This window comes from Kribbella rubisoli (genome assembly GCF_004217145.1).
Lineage (GTDB): Bacteria > Actinomycetota > Actinomycetes > Propionibacteriales > Kribbellaceae > Kribbella > Kribbella rubisoli.
In genome coordinates, this window is record NZ_SHKR01000015.1 from 226,570 (window position 1) to 244,095 (window position 17,526).

Here is a 17,526-nt window from a genome sequence, read left to right on the forward strand (position 1 = left end):
CCTCCCCACCACAGGTCAGCGTCGGCCCCGGCGGCGCCGGGTGGGCTGCGGCCGGCGCGTCCGACGTACGCCAGAGGTCGCCTGCGTGCGGCTGCGGCGGCGGTAGCGGCGGTCGAACGTGCTGACGGCACGCATCGCGCGATTGCGTTCGGGCGCCTGGCGGAACATCCGCCCGGCGATCCGCGTCATCGTCGAGATCGCGGTCTCCGGAGAGACGCTGCGCCCGGCCGCGGCCTGGTCCGCGAGACTCTGCGCGGTGCGTTGCAGGATCACCGGCATCGCCATCACGTACTTGCGTGTGGCCGGGTTCCGGCGCAGCCGTCGACCGAGTGCCGACGTACCGCGGATCAGGGCCGGCGCGTTGCGGGCGAGGACGCCCGCGGCGCGTGGGATCAGCTTGGACGCGATCGGGACGAGCGCCCCGAGGAACGCCTCCGCCTCGGACTCGCTGGAGGTCTGCGCTGCCTTCGCCGACAGGTGTGCCATCAGCTCGGCGTCCGGGTAGATCCGGCGGATCGGGTTCACGAAGTCCTCGTCCTCGTACTCCTCCTCGGCTTCGTCCTCCGTCTCCGCCTCGGCTTCGAACTCGAACTCGGCTTCGTACTCGCCGTCGCCGCCGCCGCTCAGCAGCCCGCCGAGGGCCTTGCCGATCCCGCCGATCGCCCCGAGGAAGTCCTCGTCCTCATCCTCGGCCTCGAACTCGAGTTCGTCCTCGCCCTCGGCCTCGACTTCAACCTCTTGTTCGAACTCGTCCTCCAGCTCGAACTCGCCCTGGATCTCGGGATAGCTACGGTTCAACGCGGATGCCATGGTCCTTGCCCCTCCAAGTCGGGTGTGCGATCAGCGGCGCGGCCGGCGCCCGGCGGTGCTGGTCGGCCGTCCAGCGGGTACGGCGCCGCGCGGCACGCGGACGTCGCTGACGACCCGGACCACCCGTGCGGGACGTCCGCCCTTCGGCGGGATGCGCACCGGTGTGGTGATCCGCACCATGCCGGGACGCGGCCGCGGAACCCGTCCGGAGCCGACGGCCCTGCTGCGCACCGGCTGACGACGTACGGTCAGGCCTCGGCCCCGCCCGCTGCGGTAGCCGGTACGCCCGCGACGAGACCCGGTACGACGCATCGAGCCACGGCGACCGTGGTAGCGCCGGCGGCTGCGACTGAGCCCGCGGGCGTGACGCCGCATGACTGCCTGGCGGACGCGACCGGGCATCAAGGCCTTCGTGGTCGCGGCGCCCATCACCTGACCGAGCTCGACCGGACCGACCGGCTCACCGGCGGCGATCCGCCGGGCGATCGTCCGGGCGGCGCCATCGGCGATACCGGGAACCATCCGTACGGCGGGACGCGTGCTGCGGTTGCCGTGCAGCATCCGCGTGATCGTGGCCGCGCCGCGCAACAGGTGCGGCAGCAGGCGCTCAAGGTCACGCCGGTCCTGCGGGTCGATCGCGGAGTACGCCGCAGCGCCGCCGAGCGCCTCCGCCTCGGACTCGGACTCGGTGGCCGCGGCCTGCGCGGCGAGGTACTCGGCGAAGGCCTGCGAGGGCGCGAGAGGCGCGGCGGCCATCTCTTCGAACTCGGCCTCGAACTCTTCCTCGTACTCACCTTCGAGCTGCGAGGTGACGGCTCGCGCGACGGCACCCGCGGCCGGCCCGCCGATGGCGGTGGCGACGAGAGGACCGGCGGTCTTGGCCAGTGTCTTGAGGAACGGCGCGGCCTTGCGGAACACGCCCTTCAGCCGCTTGAAGAACTCCTCGGCCTCTTCCTCGGCCTCGAGCTCCTCCTCGCCTTCGTCCTCGTACTCACCGTCGCCGCCCCCGCCACCGCCGCCGAGCAGTCCGCCGGCGATCTTGGCGATCGGGCCGAGCAGACCGAGGAAGGCCTCGTCCTCGTACTCTTCCTCGCCCTCCTCTTCCCACTCGTACTCCTCCTCGCCGAGCAGTCCGCCGATGGCGTTGACCACTCCGCCGAGGCCGGGGAAGAAGTCCTCGTCCTCGTACTCTTCCTCGAGCTCGGACTCGCCCTCGAGCTCGTCCTCCCACTCGGCTTCGTCCTCGGACTCGTACTCGTCCTCCCACTCGGATTCGTACTCGTCCTCGAAATCCGTGGTCTGACGCGCCATGGTGGCCCTCCTCGCTCGGCCGGGACAGCTTGCGCTTCCATGGCAGCCCGAATCCGGCCGGCGGGTCAGTCACCTCTCGGTGTGACGCACATCCACGGTCCACCGACCGTGCGACCCGAACCGAAGTACCTCATCAGAGCGACAGTCAGCGCTTCATCGCGTGCAGGAGCTGGAGCGAGAGGTCGCCGTTGTCGAAGAGATCGTTGAGGCGCGTGTCCTGGCGGCTGGCCAGCGTGTACGCCGGATGGGTGCGATAGCGGGCCGAGATGAGGGCGGTCACCTCTTGCGCGCGACGGCTCCACGACAGGGGTACGGCGGCCGGCCGTTCGGTCTGCTCGACCAGGTCGAAGCCGCACGTGTCGAGCAGGTCGACGAGCTCGGACTGCAGCGGGAAGTGGTTCCCGTCCGGAGGGTCGGCGATGGGCCGGGAAGCGACCACCACGAGAAGTCCGAGCGACGCGTGCGGCACGAGCACGCGGTGGATTTCCCGCAGTACGGCGGCCTTGTCCTCGACTGTACAGAGGACGCCGAGGCACCATGCGACATCCACCGAATCTGCACGCAAGGGGATGCGTTGACCGTCGGCTGTGAGGACGGGCAGGCCGAAGAGCTTCGATGCGGCCCGACTCGCGGCGGGCATCGGCTCCAGCAGGATCGGTCGTACGCCGAAGCGCTTGGCCGCCCACGCGGCTGGACCGCCGCTACCCGCGCCGACGTCCAGCAGTCGGTCGCCCGCGGACAGCTCGCAAGCCTCGGCCAGCCACGCGAGCGCAGCCGGACTGGCGCTGCCACGGCAGGCCGCCGGAATCGCGTGCCCGTCACCGAGTTGTCCGACGGCCTCCGCCGTCCAGGCGGCGACGTCGTCGAACTCCGCGACCATCCCCGGCGTCGTCACTGTCCCGTCACCTCACTCGACACCTCGCTCGACCCAGCCGGTACCCACCGGGCAAGCCTCACTCGACGAGCTTGCCGTCGCTGGAGACGTGCCGCATCAGTCCCCGGAACTCGTCCGGGATCGGCGGGATCTGCTCGGCCTCGATCTCACCAGGCCCCGACCAGACGAAGTTCACCTGCAGCGAGTCGTCGAGCTCGGGGTAGTCGGAGCGGTTGTGGCACCCGCGCGTCTCCCGGCGTACCAGGGCTGCGTCGAGCGTCGCCCGCGCGGCCATCGCCGACGCCTTCAGGTCGAACGCGTGCGCGAGGTCCTGGAAGCCGGCGATGTCCGGGTGTACTCCGACCTCCTTACTCCGCTCCTCGAGCTCGACCAGCTCGGATAACCCGGCGTTCAGACCGTGCTCATCGCGGACGACGCCGGCCCGCGCGGTCATGGTGTCGCGCAGGGACCGTTGCAGGGCGCGGACGTTCTCCGGGCCGTCGTTCGCCAGCAGGTCGTCGATCTCGGCCCGGGCCTGCGCGACCGCGTCCGCGGAGCGCAGCTGCGCCTGCCGCCCGATCGAGTACTTCGCGGCTTCCTCGGCCACGATCCGCCCGAACACCAGCAGCTCGATCAACGAGTTGCCGCCGAGCCGGTTCGCGCCGTGCAGCCCGCTGGCCGCCTCGCCGATCGCCCACAGCCCGTCGACGCCGGTGCCGTGGTCCTCGGGCCGGACCCAGACGCCGCCCATCGAGTAATGCGCGGTCGGGGCGATCTCGATCGGCTGCTTGGTGATGTCGAGCATCTGCAGTTCGAGCAGCGTCTGGTAGACGCGCGGGAGCCGGCGCATGATCGTCTCCCGGGGGAGGTGGGACACGTCCAGCCAGACGCCGCCGTTCGGGGTGCCGCGGCCTTCCTTGATCTCGGTGTACTCCGCGAGCGCGACCCGGTCCCGCGTCGACAGCTCCATCCGCTCGGCGTCGTACCGGGCCATGAACCGCTCGCCGAGCGCGTTGCGCAACTGCCCGCCCTCGCCGCGGGCCGCTTCGGAGACGAGGGTGCCGGCAGCGTTCTCGGGCTCGATCAGCCCGGACGGGTGGAACTGGACGAGCTCGGGATCGCGGAGCTTCCCGCCCGCGTTGACCGCGAGCCGGAACGCGTCGCCGGTGTTCTCGTCGCGACGCGACGACGTACGCCGCCAGATCCGGGTGTGACCGCCCGCGGCCAGGATCACCGCGTCGGCGTGGATGACGTAACGGCGCCCGGTCGTCAGGTCGAACCCGTACGCCCCGAACACGGTGTTGTCCTTGACCAGGATCGACGTCACGTAGACCGTGTCCAGGATCGGTACGCCGAGTTGCACCGCGCGGTTGATCAGCGTCCGCTGGATCTCCAGACCGGTGTAGTCGCCCGCGAACGCCGTACGGCGGTAGGTGTGCGCGCCGAAGAACCGCTGTGAGATGCGACCGTCCGCCTCGCGGGCGAACGGCATACCCCAGCGCTCGAGGTCCTCGATCCCGCGGGCGGCGCCCCGGGCGACGATCTCGACCGTGATCGGGTTCGCGAGCAGGTAGCTCTCCTGCAGCGTGTCGGCCGCGTGCTGCTGGTAGGTGTCCTCGGGATCCATCGTGGCCAGCGCCGCGTTGATACCGCCGGCCGCCAGCGACGTGTGCGCGTCGGAACGCGGGCGCTTGCCGAGGGCCAGAACCTCGACGCCCTGCTCGGCCAGCTCGATCGCTGCCCGCAGACCGGCACCACCGGTTCCGATCACCAGGATCGACGTGGCGATCTGCTGTTCGGTGATGCTCATTGGTTCTCCCTCGCGCTCGGTGCTCTCACCAATCAGGACAGCGCAGCAGACCCGGTTGTGACTGTCTCGCCGGTCACAACCGTCGTGTCTGTTCGGTCTCTTCAGAGAGTCCGAAAAGAAGGGGAACCCATGAGCGAGAATCCGGTCGTCGTCCTGGTCCACGGCGCGTTCGCCGAATCGGCCAGCTGGAACGGCGTCATCGAGCGCCTGCAGGCGCAGTCGATCGAGGCCGTCGCAGCGCCGAACGCACTGCGCAGCCTCGAGGGTGACGCGCAGTACGTCCGCGACGTGATCGCCGGCATCGGCAGGCCCGTCGTCCTCGTCGGTCATTCGTACGGCGGCATGGTGATCACCGAGGCCGCGGCGAACAACGACGCGGTCAAGGCGCTCGTCTACGTCTGCGCGTTCGCACCCGACCAGGGCGAGAGCGCGTTCGCGTTGTCCGCGAAGTTCCCGGGCAGCACCCTCGGTGACGCCCTGAACGCGTACCCGGTCAGCACCGGCGGCAACGACCTGGCGATCCGGCCCGACGTCTTCCACCAGCAGTTCTGCGCCGACGTACCGGCGGACGTGGCGGCGCTGATGGCCGCGACGCAGCGCCCGGCCACCGAGGCAGCGCTGACCGCCGACCTGGCGACCGACAGCCCCGCGTGGAAGTCGACGCCGTCGTGGTTCGTGTTCAGCGACCTCGACCTCAACATCCCGGTCGCCCTGCACCGCTTCATGGCCGAGCGGGCCGGCGCGAAGGACACCCGCGAGATCGCCGGCGCCTCGCACGCCCTGAGCGTGTCCCAGCCAGCGGCCGTCACCGCCGCGATCCTGGCGGCCATGAACGCATAGGAGCACGGACCACGTACTCGACTACGAGGCTCCAGGGCGCGTCGGGGGACCGCGGGAGGTGACGCTGAAAGCACCCCCGGCGCGAGGAGTTCACATCATGAATACCGTCCCAGGTCAGGGATTGGACGAGTTCCTCCAGGCACGACCGCGGCTGTTCCGGATCGCCCACCGGATCGTCGGCAATCCGCACGAGGCGGAGGAGCTCGTCCAGGATGTCTGGGTGCGCTGGCAACGGACCGACCGTACGGTCGTCGCCGACCCGCAGGCTTTCCTGTCGACCACGGTGTCCCGGCTCGCGATCAACGTGGTGAAGTCGGCGTACCGGCGGCACGAGACGGCGGTGGACCGGCTGCCGGACGAGCGGGTCGCCACCGGTGTCGATCCGCATCAGCACGCCGAGGCGCGGGAAGCGTACGCGGTCGCCGTACACCTGATGAAGGAGCGGTTGTCGCCGGCCGAGCGAGCGACCTACGTGCTGCGGGAAGGCTTCGACTGCCCGTACCGGCAGATCGCCGAAACACTGCGGATCGGGGCGCCGAACGCTCGGCAACTGGTGAAGCGCGCCCGCGATCGGATGGCTGATCTGGCGGTCTGACCGCAGTTTCGACACCCGAGGGTCCTGTACCTGTATCGCTGTTCGCCCGTAGCCTCACCTGGGAGGGTGCAGCCCGTCACAATCGGCAGGCGCGGGGTGTCTTATTCAGTAGAGACTATGGACGGAGAAACGGTGCGCAGGATCCTGGTGGTGGGCGGCGGGTATGCCGGGTTCTACACGGCATGGCGGCTGGAGAAGAAACTACGGCGGGGCGAGGCCGAGGTGATCCTGGTCGACCCGCGGCCGTACATGACGTACCAGCCGTTCCTGCCCGAGGTGGTCGCCGGTTCGGTCGAGGCCCGGCACGCGGCGGTGTCGCTGCGACGCAACCTCAAGCGGACGAAGATCGTGTCCGGCATGGTCGTCAACATCGCGCATGCCGACCGCACCGTGACGATCCGGCCCGCGGACGGGCCCGACTACACGCTGACGTACGACGTGATCGCGGTCACCGCCGGTGCGGTGACGCGGACTTTCGACGTACCGGGTGTGGCCGACCGGGCGATCGGCATGAAGCACGTCGAGGAAGCGGTCGCGATCCGGGACCGGATGTTCACCGCGTTCGACGAGGCGGCCGGGCTGGAGCCGGGCAAGCTGCGGCGCAAGCTGATGACGGTCACCTTCGTCGGCGGCGGGTTCTCCGGCGTCGAAGGGTTCGCGGAGCTGCTGTCGCTGGCGCGGGCGTTGCTGAAGAGGTACCCCGAGCTGTCCGAGAGCGACCTCGCGTTCCACCTGGTCGAGGCGAGCGGCCGGATCCTGCCCGAGGTGAGCGACAAGCCGGGCGAATGGGTCGTGAACCTGCTCGAGAAGCGCGGCGCGGTCGTGCACCTCAACACCACGATGCAGTCGGCCGACGACGGCCACGTGGTGCTGTCGGACGGATCCGAGTTCGACTCGGAGCTGATCGTCTGGACGGCGGGCAACGCCGCGACCCGCCTGCTGCGCAACCACACCGACCTGCCGCACAACCAGCGCGGGATGGTCCAGGTGCGGGCCGATCTGCGGATCGGGACCGACACCGAGGTGATCGAGGACGCGTGGGCAGCCGGTGACGACGCGGCGGTTCCCGATCTGACGTCGTCGACTCCGGGGGCGTACACGGTGCCGAACGCGCAGAACGCCGTACGGCAGGGGAAGCTGCTCGCGAAGAATCTGCTGCGGTCGCTGCGCGGACATGCGCCGAAGGAGTACGAGCACCACAGCCTCGGCGTGATCGCGACGCTCGGTCTCGGGACGGGGATCTTCCAGTACAAGCGGCTCGTCATCAAGGGCGTGCTCGCCTGGCTGATGCACCGCGGGTACCACGTCCTCGCGGTCCCGACGTGGGACCGCAAGGTGCGGGTGCTGGCGATCTGGCTGGCGGCGTTCTTCTACGGCCGCGACATCGTGTCGCTGGCCTCGGTCCAGAGTCCGCGCGAGGCGTTCGAGACCGAGGCCAAGGCGCGGACTCTCAGCGCGAGCCGACCGGGATGAGCAGGTCGGTCAGGCCGAACGGGTCACCGGCGGCGGGCAGGATCGGCTGCCAGTCCGGCTCGAGGCTGAGGTAGCTGGCCGGATCCGCACGCAGCAACCCGATCAGGACCTCGGCCACGATCCGCCCGCCGACCGGACCGAGCCGGTTGCCATTGCCGAGGTGCTCGGACTCCTTGAGGATGTAGAACCACAGCGGCGTACCGCCGGCCCACGTGTCCTCGGTCAGCGGCGGTACGCCGAGCAGTTCGGCGACCTGCTCGCCACTCGGCAGGCCCGTCGTGTCGCCGCGCAGCAGATCGCGAACGGCCAGCGACCGGTACGCCGACTCGTCGACCGCGCCGGTGATCCGCTCGGGCAACCCGATCAGGCTCGCGGCCAGCCGGCCGTCGAGTCGTTTCGCACGCTGCGCCCGCGGACGACCCGGTACGTCGAAGATCTGCGCGAGGTCGAGCCGCCGATCGACCGGCAGCGGGCCGAAGCCGACCAGGTCCGGGAAGAGCGGCAGCTCGGGCCCGCCCTCGACCAGGTGGTACGCGTGCCGGATCTGGCCGTGCCCGTAGCGGTACGCGGCGTCGGCGTACTCGAGCGGGATGAACGCCTTCATCGGCTCCGGGCGGAACCACTTCCCGCCGTCCTCGAGCACCTCGTCGACCAGCGCCGGCCCGACCAGCCGCGGCAGGAAGTCGTGCACGACGATCCACTGGTAGTGCCAGGTCAGCGTGATCCGCGCCTTGTCGAACACGTCCTCCTCGGGGACGACACGCGCCGCCCGCAGGTGATCGACGATCCGGTTGTGCGCGTGCAGCAACGCCACATGCAGGCTCAACGTGAAGATATGTACGTCGTTGCGCGGATCCCCGATCAGCGCGACCCCTTGCGGATTCCGCGGTACGTCGAACCCGTCGGGGCTGAGCAGGAACTTGGCCGGATCGTTCAGGTCGAACATGTACGGCGAACCGATCGGCCCGTCGGCGTACAGCATCTCGAGGTTGAGCCGCGGCGATCGCGAGTTGCGCAAGGCATCCGTCTCGACGCCGCCCATCAGCGGCGACCGGTCCGCGGTGGTGTCATGCGCGAGCAACTGCCCGAAGAACGGCCACCCCGCCGCCTCCTCCGCGTCGTCGCCGCCGGCACCGAGGTCCAGCGTGGCCGCGGCGTCACAGATCCCGCCGTCACTGCCCGCCCGCATCAACAGATGCGGATCGGTCCCCAGCGGTTCGAGTTTCGGAAACATCCGCCCGTATCGCGCCCCGCCGGTCGGCCGATCCACACTGCGCGCCAAGCTCAAACAGTGATCCCTCGCCGCCGGATGAACAGTCATTTCCTACCTCCCGAAGATTCAGATCCACAGGAAAAGACAGCCCAAGCATGCCTCTTGTGACCGGCGTACTCAGCTGATGCGGGTCAGTCGGCCGTCGGGCAGGACGCGGATGGTAGTTTTGCGCGCGCCGACGGTCAGGTCGACGAAGAGCATCGTGCCGACCGTCCGGGTCTTGTAGGTGACCGTTTCGGTGGAGTTGGCGGGGACGATAGCGGAGAGGATGGTGGCGCTCGTCCCGTTGCGGCCGAACTTCACGACCGGGGCCGACTCACGGTGGAAGATGTCCGGGTAGTACCAGCCCTGCACCGGGTCCTGCTGGCCTTGGACCACCGTGATGCCGTCTTTGGGCGGCTGCTGTTTGTACGGGATCTGGAGCAGGTAGGTCTTGGACTTGTCGCCCGGCTTGGCTGCGATGGCCGTGGTGGGGGACTGGACCGTGACCTTCTGATCCGGCGCCAGATGCCATAGGGTCTCATAGCGTTGCGGGCCGACGGATTGCCCACGGTCCAGCGTGATGATCAGGTCGGGGTCCTTCAGGACGAGTACGTCGCGTTTGCGGGTCACGCCCGGCGCCGGGGAATCGGCCAGCGAGTACGACTCTGCGGTCGGCGTGATCGATGCTTGCACCAACTGCGTCTCCACGGAGGCCATGTCGGCCGATGGGATCGTCATCACGTTGTGCGCGGCCGCGCTCTTCGACCACGCCTGCCATTTGTCGAGCTGGTAGCCCGAGTGCCCCGGGTCGATCAGCACGTCGCGGCCGTGCGACGAGTACGTGATCGACATGTGGTCGTCATGACCGTGCAGCGTGCGCGCCACGCCGTACCGGATGCTGTACGTCGATTCCTGCGCGAACGGTCGCGTCTCGCCCCAGCCGGTCCGGCCGAAGATGTACCCCGCGTCGTACACCGCGATCCGCTTCGACGGCTTCGTCCCGCGCTTCCCGAGCGAGGCGACGTAGTCGAGCGGGGTGCCGGCCGCACCGGTCGGCTTCTGCGCCACGGCGTCACCGACCTGCTGCAGGTAACCGGTCGACTTGGTCGCGAGCGCCAGCCACTCCGAGAGCGCGGCCCGCCGCTGGGAGATCACCGGTCCGGGGTTCGAACCGCACCGCTGCAAGGCCGTGGTCGCCCGGCCCCACAACAGGTAGTTGAACATCGCGTACCCGACCGACTGCTCATTCGTCGAGCCTTGCGTGTCGATCGCGGTGGTGATCGCCTCGGTCAGCCTGTTGACCGCGAGCGTCTTCAACTCCGGCCGCTTCAGCGTGCACCCGACCCCGAACAGCGCGATGCTCTCGTCGGTCCCGTGGTTCGACATGCCACTGAAGTTCACGATCATGAACTGCGCATGGTCGATCAGGGCCTTGTCGAGCCACGCGTACTGCGCGGGCAGCGTGCGGACATGCATCCCGGTAAGAACTGCCTGGCGCGCGCACAGCAACACGTTGGTGCGGTGCATCGTGGCCTCCCAAGCGCCGACGTCGCCCTTCCACGAGTACGGGTTGTCCTGCACCCAGTCGTGGATGATCGCCATCGTGTGCGCGAGCACCTTCCGGTCGCCGCGTTGCCCGGCCTCGATGCCTGCACCCAGCCAGCGCAACGAATGCAGCCACATGTACCAGCTCGGCTTCTTGTACGGATCCGAGCGCCAGTTGATATCGCCGTTCCCGTTGCCGACCTTGTACGGCGGATCGTCGCCCCAGGAGAACGTGTCGTTCATCAGCATCGCCACCGGGACCTGGATGCCGCTGTACCCGGGGCACTCGTACGTGCCGGTGTTGGCGACCGGCGTCGCAGGCGGGGGAGTGGCCGGCGTGTCGACGCCAGGGAGCGGCTCCTCGGTCGAATCCGGGAGGGTGGGCTTCGGGCTCGGCGCACTGGACTTCGCCCGGGTCGGCGTCGGCGAGCCGCTGGCCACAACCGGCGTACTGCGGTCACGGGTCCCGGGCATCAGCACGAAGACGGCACCGGCGAACGCGACGGCACACACCAGGACGCAGGCAAGCGTCAGCGCGACGGTCGTGCTCAACCGCCTTTTGCGCTGCGACGCCACTCGCGCCCCCTCCCGGCCCGGCTCTCACCAAGCAAGACGCTCCGACTCGCGCGATTCGTTGCGTCCAGCCCCAGTTCAATCGATTGCAGCCCGGACGAGCGATTTGTTCAAGATCCGTCACCGCATCGTGAGGAAGGTTACCGGCATGACCGAAATTGCCTGCTGCAGCGCGCTGAGCCAGCGGCGTGGGTGATCGGAATGGATCCGGACCCCACCGTTCTCGCAATCGCACAGCTCAAGACCAACCGCTGACCGGACCCTCGTAGCAGGCGTAGCCGGCGCGAGTCACGAACCGCATGCGCCTGAGCGTACGACGCCTCGTGCGCCTGAGGTCACGCCGAAGGGACGGGGACGCGGGTGCGGCGGATCGTGGCCGCGAAGGCAGTGACGCCGAGGCCGATGATGCTGGCGCCGGCGGCGACGATCGTGCAGGTGATGAAGCCGGTGCGGAGGTTGTGGGCTGTGCCCAGCAAAGGGCCGAAGGTGGCTACGCCGATCGCGCCGCCGATCTGACGGGAGGTGTTGAAGGCGGCCGAGGCGGCGCCGTGGAGGTCAGGTTCTACGGCGGCGATGGATTGCGCGGTCATGGTGGGGACGAGGAGGCCGGAGCTGAAGCCGATCGGGACGAGGGCGAGGACCATCGGCCAGACGGCGGACGACGTACTGGCCCAGGCGAGCCCGAGGAGGGCGAGGGTGAGGACGGCCTGGCCGATGGCAAGTACGGCGGGGCGGCCGAGGCGACGGGTGAGCGGCGCGGAGCATAGGTTGGCGATCGAGATCAGGCCGGTCAGCGGCAGGAACAGGAGGCCGGTGACCAGAGGGCTGAGGCCGCGGCCCTGCTGGAGCAGGAGGCTCATCGTGAACAGCACGCCGTAGAACGCGAAGTTGAGCAGCGTGCCCTGCGCGGCGGCGGCCGCGAAGCCGCGGTCGGCGTACAGCTTGAGCGGCAGCAACGGCGCCCCGACGGAACGCTCCACGAAGATGAACGCGACCAGCCCGGCGACAGTCAGCGCGACGGCGCCCAACACCGCCGGATCGAGCCAGCCACGCGTCGGCGCCTCGATCAACGCGAACACCAGTCCACCGATGAACGCAGTAGCGGTCCCCATCCCGGCAAGATCCAGCCTGCGAGCCCGGCGTACGACGGACGGCATCGAGCGCACCGCCCAGATCGCGGCCGGGATGCCGATCACCACGTTGACGGCGAAGACCGCTCGCCAGTTCGCGAGCGCGACCAGGCCGCCGCCCAGGAGAGGACCGGCCGCCATCCCAGCACCACCCGCCGCGGCCCACCAGCTGACCAGGCGGTGCCGGCTGTGCTCGTCGGTTGCCGACGCGGTCGCGAGGATGAGCGCGCTCGGCAGCAGCAGCGCCGAGCCCGCGCCCTGCACGAGCCGGGCGAGGTTGAGCATCAGCATCGAGCCGGCCACCGCGCACACCGCGGACGACAAGGTGAACACCACGAGCCCGGTCAGGAACGCCCGCTTCGCACCGAGCGTGTCGGCGATCGCCCCAGCCCCGAGCATCAGTGCTGCGAACGACAGCGTGTAGGCGTTGAGCGACCACTCGAGCTCCGCGCGGGACGCGTTCAGGTGGGTGGCAAGCTGGGCGAGGGTGACGTTCACGATCGTGCTGTCGACGAAGACCATGAACGAGGCGATCAAGGCCAGCGCGACAACCGACCGACGGTGCTCGAAGGGCATGCCACTCACCCTACGTCGCTGTTCGATACACGTCGAACAATTATCCGAGGGCCGGAATCCACACCGGCTCTCGCGGACCAGCATGCGGCGTGTGTTGGACGCGCAGGGTCCGGATCGTGTTCGCTTGGTTCGACGAGTGACCAGATCCTGGAGGGGACCATGAGCGAAGCCCGGCGGCCTGTTGTCTTTGTGCACGGATTGTGGCTGCATGCAACCAGCTGGGGACCCTGGATGGAGCTGTTCAGCGAGGCCGGCTACGACCCGGTCGCACCGGGCTGGCCGAACGAACCCGCCACTGTCGCCGAGGCGCGGCAGTCGCCCGAGCTGGTCGCGAACCTCAGCATCGAAGACGCGACGGACGGCTTCCGCAAGGTGATCGACGGCCTGCCGGCGAGCCCGGTGATCATCGGCCATTCCTTCGGCGGCCTGATCACCGAGAAGCTGCTCGGCGAGGGGTACGGCGTCGCCGGGGTCGCGATCGATCCCGCGCAGATCAAGGGCGTGCTGCCGCTGCCGTTCGCCCAGCTGCGCTCGGCCCTGCCGGCGCTCGGGAACCCGGCCAACCTGCACCGGGCGGTGTCGCTGACGGCGAAGGAGTTCCGTTACGGCTTCGGCAACGCGCTGCCCGAGGCGGAGTCGGACGAGCTGTACGAGAAGTGGGCCATCCCGTCACCCGCCCGCCCGATCTTCCAGGCCGCGGCGGCCAACTTCGTCATGCACTCGCAGGCAAAGGTCAACACCGCGAACTCGACCCGCGGCCCGTTGCTGCTGATCTCCGGCGCCGAGGACCACACCGCACCCGCGGTGGTCACTCAGTCGACCCTGAAGCAGTACCGTGACTCCACGGCGGTCACCGAGCTGCGCGCGTTCGAGGGGCGGGGACATTCGCTCGCGATCGACCACGGCTGGCGTGAGGTTGCCGACGCCGTCCTGGGCTGGTTGAAGGAGCAGGGTCTCTAGGAGGTACTGCGGATGGATCTGCACCTGAGCGGCAAGACGGCAGTGGTCACGGGTGCCGGCCGGGGGATCGGGCTCGCGGTGACGCGGGCCCTCCTCGACGAAGGCGTGAAGGTGGTCGCGGGTTCGCGCACCATCGGCGCCGAGCTCGAAGGGCTACCGGTCGAGGCGTTCGCCGTCGATCTCGGTACGACGGACGGTCCGGCGCAGCTCGTCGACGAGGCGATCACCAGGGCCGGCGGGTTCGACATCCTGGTGAACAACGTCGGTAGCGTGCACCCGCGCCCCGGCGGCTTCGCCTCCGTCACCGACGACGACTGGCTCGAGACGCTCAACCTCGACCTGATGTCAGCCGTCCGTACGACGCGCGCCGCGCTGCCGGTGCTGATCGAGCGGTCCGGCGTCATCGTCACGGTGTGCTCGGTCAACGCGACCCTGCCCGACCCGCTGGTGATCGACTACAGCGCCGCGAAGGCCGCCTGCCTCAGCTTCTTCAAGTCGCTGTCGAAGGAGCTCGGGCCGCAGGGCGTCCGCGTCAACACCGTCAGCCCCGGCCCGGTAGCGACCGACCTGTGGCTGGGCAAGGGCGGCGTCGCGGAGACCGTCGGCGGTGCGGTCGGGGCTGCACCGAAGGACATCGCCGCTCAGGCCGCGAAGGGCTCGGTCACCGGTCGCTTCACGCGTCCGGAGGAGGTCGCCGACCTGGTGGTGTTCCTGGCCAGCGACCGCGCCGGAAACCTGACCGGCGCCGACATCATCCTCGACGGAGGTTTGACACCGACGATCTGACCGATCCCGGCGCTGCAGGACCAGCGCCGGGATCGAGCTGTCAGGCGGCGAAGCCCGGGTCGGGCTCGGCCACGTGGCAGGCTGCCTCGTGGTTCTCGCCCAGGCGACGGGGCAGCGGCGTCTCCACATGGCACCTGTCGATCGCCAACGGGCAGCGCCAGCGAAAGCGGCACCCCGGCGTCGGGTCGATGACCTTCGGCGGCTCGCCCGTGTCACCCGCGATCCCCTCGGCGAGCGGCGCACGCGGATCCGGCACCGCACCGAGCAGCAGGTCCGTGTACGGGTGCTTCGGGTTCGCGAGCACCGCTTCCGTCGGACCGGACTCGACGATATGCCCGGCGTACATGATCATCAGCCGGTCCGCGACGTACCGCGCGCTGGCGATGTCGTGGGTGATGTAGAGGAACGAGACGCCTTCGGAGCTGCGCAGGTCGGCCATCAGGTTCAGCAGGCCGATCCGGATCGACACGTCGAGCATCGACACCGGCTCGTCGGCCAGGATCAGCTTCGGCTTGTGCGCGAGCGCCTGCGCGAACCCGATTCGTTGCCTCTGGCCACCACTCAGCTCGTACGGGTAGCGGTGCATGATGTCGCCGGCCGGAGTCAACCCGACCGCCTCGATCACCCGCGCGGCCTCCTCCTCGCGCTGCGGCCGGCTGAACTCGGGCCGGTGCAGCTTGAGGCTGCGCAGGACGCCGTGGGACACCCGGAACGCAGGGTTCAGCGAGCTGAACGGGTCCTGGAAGACCATCGGTACGTCGCCGCGGTAGGACAACTGGTCCTTGCGGGACTTGAACGTCGACATCGCCCGGCCCTGGTAGAAGATCTCACCGCCGGTCGGCTTGTACACACCCGCGAGCAGCCGCGCGATCGTGCTCTTCCCGCTGCCGCTCTCACCGGCGAGCGCGACGATCTCCTGGCGCCCGATCGAGAGGTTCACGTCGTCGACCGCGTGCAGCATCTGCCGCGAGAAACCCCGCCCGACCTTGAAGTGCCGGGTCAGCTCCCGCGCCTCGATCACCGGCGCGGCGGCCGATTCGGTCACACCGGCCTCAACATCCAGCGACGTCATGACACCTCCCGGGCGGGCGCGATCGACGGTGCGTGCAGTAGGCAACGAGATTGGACGGCGCCGACCTGATAGAGCTCCGGCTCGATCTTCGGGCAGTCCTCGAAGGCCTTCGGGCAGCGCGGCTGGAACCGGCAGCCCGGCGGCGGGTCGGCGAGGTTCGGCGGGCTGCCGGGGATGCCGGTCAGCGGCACCTTCGGCCCGCGGATCGACGGGAACGCGTCGAGCAGACCCTCGCTGTACGGGTGCGCCGGGTGATCGAAGACCGCGCGCGTCGCACCGAACTCGACCACCTGCCCGGCGTACATCACCACGAGCTTGTCGGAGAAGTGACTGACCAGCGACATGTCGTGGGTGACGAAGATGACCGCGAACCCGAGCTTGCGCTGCAGTTCCTTGATCTGCACCATCAGCGATCGCTGCGCGACCACGTCGAGCGCGGATGTCGGCTCGTCCATGATGATCAGGTCCGGCGTGAACAGCAGCGCCATCGCGATCATCGCCCGCTGCCGCATGCCGCCGCTCAACTGGTGCGGGTAGCTCTTCAGGTGGATCGGGTCGATGCCGACCAGCCGCAGTACCTCGGCCGGCCGGTTGTCGTCGACCACCTCGTCGTGGGCCATGATCGTGTCCTGGAACTGCGCGCCGATGCTCTTCACCGGGTTCAGTGCGTTCATCGCGCTCTGCATCACCACGGAGAAGTCCCGCCACCGCATCGACGCGAGCTTCTTCTCGCTCATCGTGACCAGGTCCTGCCCGAAGAACTTCACGCTGCCGCCGGTGATCTCGGCCGGCGAACTCAGCAGGTGCGCGATCGCGAACAGCAGCGTCGACTTCCCGCAGCCTGATTCGCCGACGACGCCGACGAATTCACCTGCCTGTACGTCGAGATCCACATGGTCGACCGCGACGACCGGGTGTGCACCGGTGTCGTACTCGACGGTGAGATCACGGACCTCAAGAAGCTGATCGGGCACGTCGCCTCCGAACCGGCCGCAGCGCGGGATTGCTGATCTCGTCGAACGCATAGTTGAGCAGGGCAAAGGAAACACCGAGCAGCGCGACCGCCAGACCCGGCGACAACGCCCACGCGGGCAGGCCGTTGACCAGGGCGCCCTGGTTCTGGGCCCAGTAGAGCATCGTGCCCCAGCTCAGCGAGTTGGGATCGCCGAGGCCGAGGAACTGCAGGCCGGCGGCGGTGAGCACGGAGTACAGCGCGGCGCCGAGGAAGTTCGCGACGATCAGCGAAGTCATCGTCGGCAGTACCTCGACCACGATGATGTACGACGATCGCTCGCCGCGGACCCGCGCCGACTCGAGGAAGTCGCGGTTCCGCAGCGACAACGCCTGCGCCCGCATCTGTCTGGCGCCGTACGACCACCCGGTCAGGATCAGCACGACGATGATCACGGTCAGGTTGCCCTTACCGGCGTACGTCGCGAGCACGATGATCAGCGGGAACGTCGGGAGCACCAGGAAGATGTCGGTCAGCATCGACAGGCCGTCGTCGGCGAACCCGCCGAGATAGGCGGCCGAGACGCCGATCAGCACGGACAGGATGGTGGCGCCGGCGCCGGCGACGACCGCGATCACCAGGGATTCCCGGGTGCTGTAGATCAGCTGTGCGTACACGTCCTGGCCGAGGCCGGTCGTGCCGAGCCAGTGCTGGCCGGACGGGGACTGCAGCGGCAGGTCGCCGATCGCCTGCGGATCGTGGTGCGCACCCGGGACGAACAGTTGCGGGAACGCGGCGAGCAGGACGAACAGCACCAGCAGGCCGGCGCCGATCATGGCCTTGCGGTTGCGCATGATCGCGCGCAACAGTCCACCGCGCGGTCGGCGGGTGGCAGTCGTTGTCGGCGCGGCTGCGCCGGTGACGATTGCGCTCATCGGCGTCCTCGCTTCGCTCCGGGCGCCGA

Annotated in this window: 15 protein-coding genes; 5 read left to right on the forward strand and 10 right to left on the reverse strand. The window is 69.1% G+C overall.

Features of this window, described 5'->3' with window-relative positions:
* Positions 1-15 precede the first annotated feature (15 nt).
* From EV645_RS30560 to EV645_RS30575, 4 genes are all read right to left on the reverse strand, one after another.
* The gene (locus EV645_RS30560) at positions 16-810 is read right to left on the reverse strand and encodes a hypothetical protein (protein ID WP_130447518.1); all 795 of its coding nucleotides are present in this window, start codon (positions 808-810) and stop codon (positions 16-18) included.
* A 30-nt stretch (positions 811-840) separates the two neighbouring features.
* A complete protein-coding gene (locus tag EV645_RS30565) occupies positions 841-2,121 on the reverse strand; it encodes a hypothetical protein (RefSeq protein WP_130447519.1) in 1,281 nt (426 codons plus the stop codon).
* A gap of 145 nt (positions 2,122-2,266) precedes the next feature.
* Complete coding sequence (locus tag EV645_RS30570; RefSeq protein WP_130447520.1) at positions 2,267-3,016, reverse strand: class I SAM-dependent methyltransferase; 750 nt, start codon at positions 3,014-3,016, stop codon at positions 2,267-2,269.
* A 58-nt stretch (positions 3,017-3,074) separates the two neighbouring features.
* A complete protein-coding gene (locus EV645_RS30575) occupies positions 3,075-4,805 on the reverse strand; it encodes an L-aspartate oxidase (protein WP_130447521.1) in 1,731 nt (576 codons plus the stop codon).
* Between the two features lie 129 nt (positions 4,806-4,934).
* On the opposite strand from EV645_RS30575, the gene EV645_RS30580 reads away from it, so the two are divergent.
* The 3 genes from EV645_RS30580 (at position 4,935) to EV645_RS30590 (ending at position 7,713) form a co-directional block, all read left to right on the forward strand.
* Entirely contained in the window at positions 4,935-5,645 is a 711-nt protein-coding gene (locus EV645_RS30580; RefSeq protein ID WP_130447522.1) for an alpha/beta fold hydrolase, read from the forward strand.
* A 97-nt stretch (positions 5,646-5,742) separates the two neighbouring features.
* Complete coding sequence (locus EV645_RS30585; protein ID WP_130447523.1) at positions 5,743-6,240, forward strand: sigma-70 family RNA polymerase sigma factor; 498 nt, start codon at positions 5,743-5,745, stop codon at positions 6,238-6,240.
* Positions 6,241-6,372: 132 nt separating this feature from the next.
* Entirely contained in the window at positions 6,373-7,713 is a 1,341-nt protein-coding gene (locus EV645_RS30590; protein ID WP_130447524.1) for an NAD(P)/FAD-dependent oxidoreductase, read from the forward strand.
* Here the strand turns inward: EV645_RS30590 and EV645_RS30595 are convergent.
* The 3 genes from EV645_RS30595 to EV645_RS30605 form a co-directional block, all read right to left on the reverse strand.
* On the reverse strand, positions 7,691-8,995 hold the full coding sequence (locus tag EV645_RS30595; protein WP_198681954.1) for a peroxidase family protein: 1,305 nt from the start codon (positions 8,993-8,995) through the stop codon (positions 7,691-7,693). The two genes, EV645_RS30590 and EV645_RS30595, sit on opposite strands and share 23 nt — an antisense overlap.
* Positions 8,996-9,103: 108 nt before the next feature.
* Positions 9,104-11,089 carry a heparinase II/III domain-containing protein gene (locus EV645_RS30600; RefSeq protein WP_242000764.1) on the reverse strand — a complete coding sequence of 662 codons (1,986 nt, stop codon included), beginning with the start codon at positions 11,087-11,089 and terminating at the stop codon, positions 9,104-9,106.
* Between the two features lie 332 nt (positions 11,090-11,421).
* Complete coding sequence (locus tag EV645_RS30605; protein WP_157997183.1) at positions 11,422-12,792, reverse strand: MFS transporter; 1,371 nt, start codon at positions 12,790-12,792, stop codon at positions 11,422-11,424.
* Between the two features lie 159 nt (positions 12,793-12,951).
* Between EV645_RS30605 and EV645_RS30610 the strand changes: the two genes are divergently transcribed.
* Together EV645_RS30610 and EV645_RS30615 are read left to right on the forward strand one after the other, a co-directional pair.
* Positions 12,952-13,752 carry an alpha/beta hydrolase gene (locus EV645_RS30610; protein ID WP_130447527.1) on the forward strand — a complete coding sequence of 267 codons (801 nt, stop codon included), beginning with the start codon at positions 12,952-12,954 and terminating at the stop codon, positions 13,750-13,752.
* A gap of 12 nt (positions 13,753-13,764) precedes the next feature.
* A complete protein-coding gene (locus tag EV645_RS30615) occupies positions 13,765-14,538 on the forward strand; it encodes an SDR family oxidoreductase (protein WP_130447528.1) in 774 nt (257 codons plus the stop codon).
* Between the two features lie 40 nt (positions 14,539-14,578).
* Here EV645_RS30615 and EV645_RS30620 read toward each other — a convergent pair whose 3' ends face one another.
* The 3 genes from EV645_RS30620 to EV645_RS30630 are packed head-to-tail and all read right to left on the reverse strand — an operon-like array spanning position 14,579 to position 17,497.
* The gene (locus EV645_RS30620) at positions 14,579-15,610 is read right to left on the reverse strand and encodes an ABC transporter ATP-binding protein (RefSeq protein ID WP_130447529.1); all 1,032 of its coding nucleotides are present in this window, start codon (positions 15,608-15,610) and stop codon (positions 14,579-14,581) included.
* Positions 15,607-16,584, reverse strand: a complete 978-nt coding sequence (locus EV645_RS30625) for an ABC transporter ATP-binding protein (protein WP_242000766.1) — start codon at positions 16,582-16,584, stop codon at positions 15,607-15,609. The genes EV645_RS30620 and EV645_RS30625 overlap by 4 nt, the downstream gene beginning before the upstream one ends.
* On the reverse strand, positions 16,565-17,497 hold the full coding sequence (locus tag EV645_RS30630; protein WP_130447531.1) for an ABC transporter permease: 933 nt from the start codon (positions 17,495-17,497) through the stop codon (positions 16,565-16,567). Before EV645_RS30630 ends, EV645_RS30625 begins: the two co-directional genes overlap by 20 nt.
* Positions 17,498-17,526: the final 29 nt, after the last annotated feature.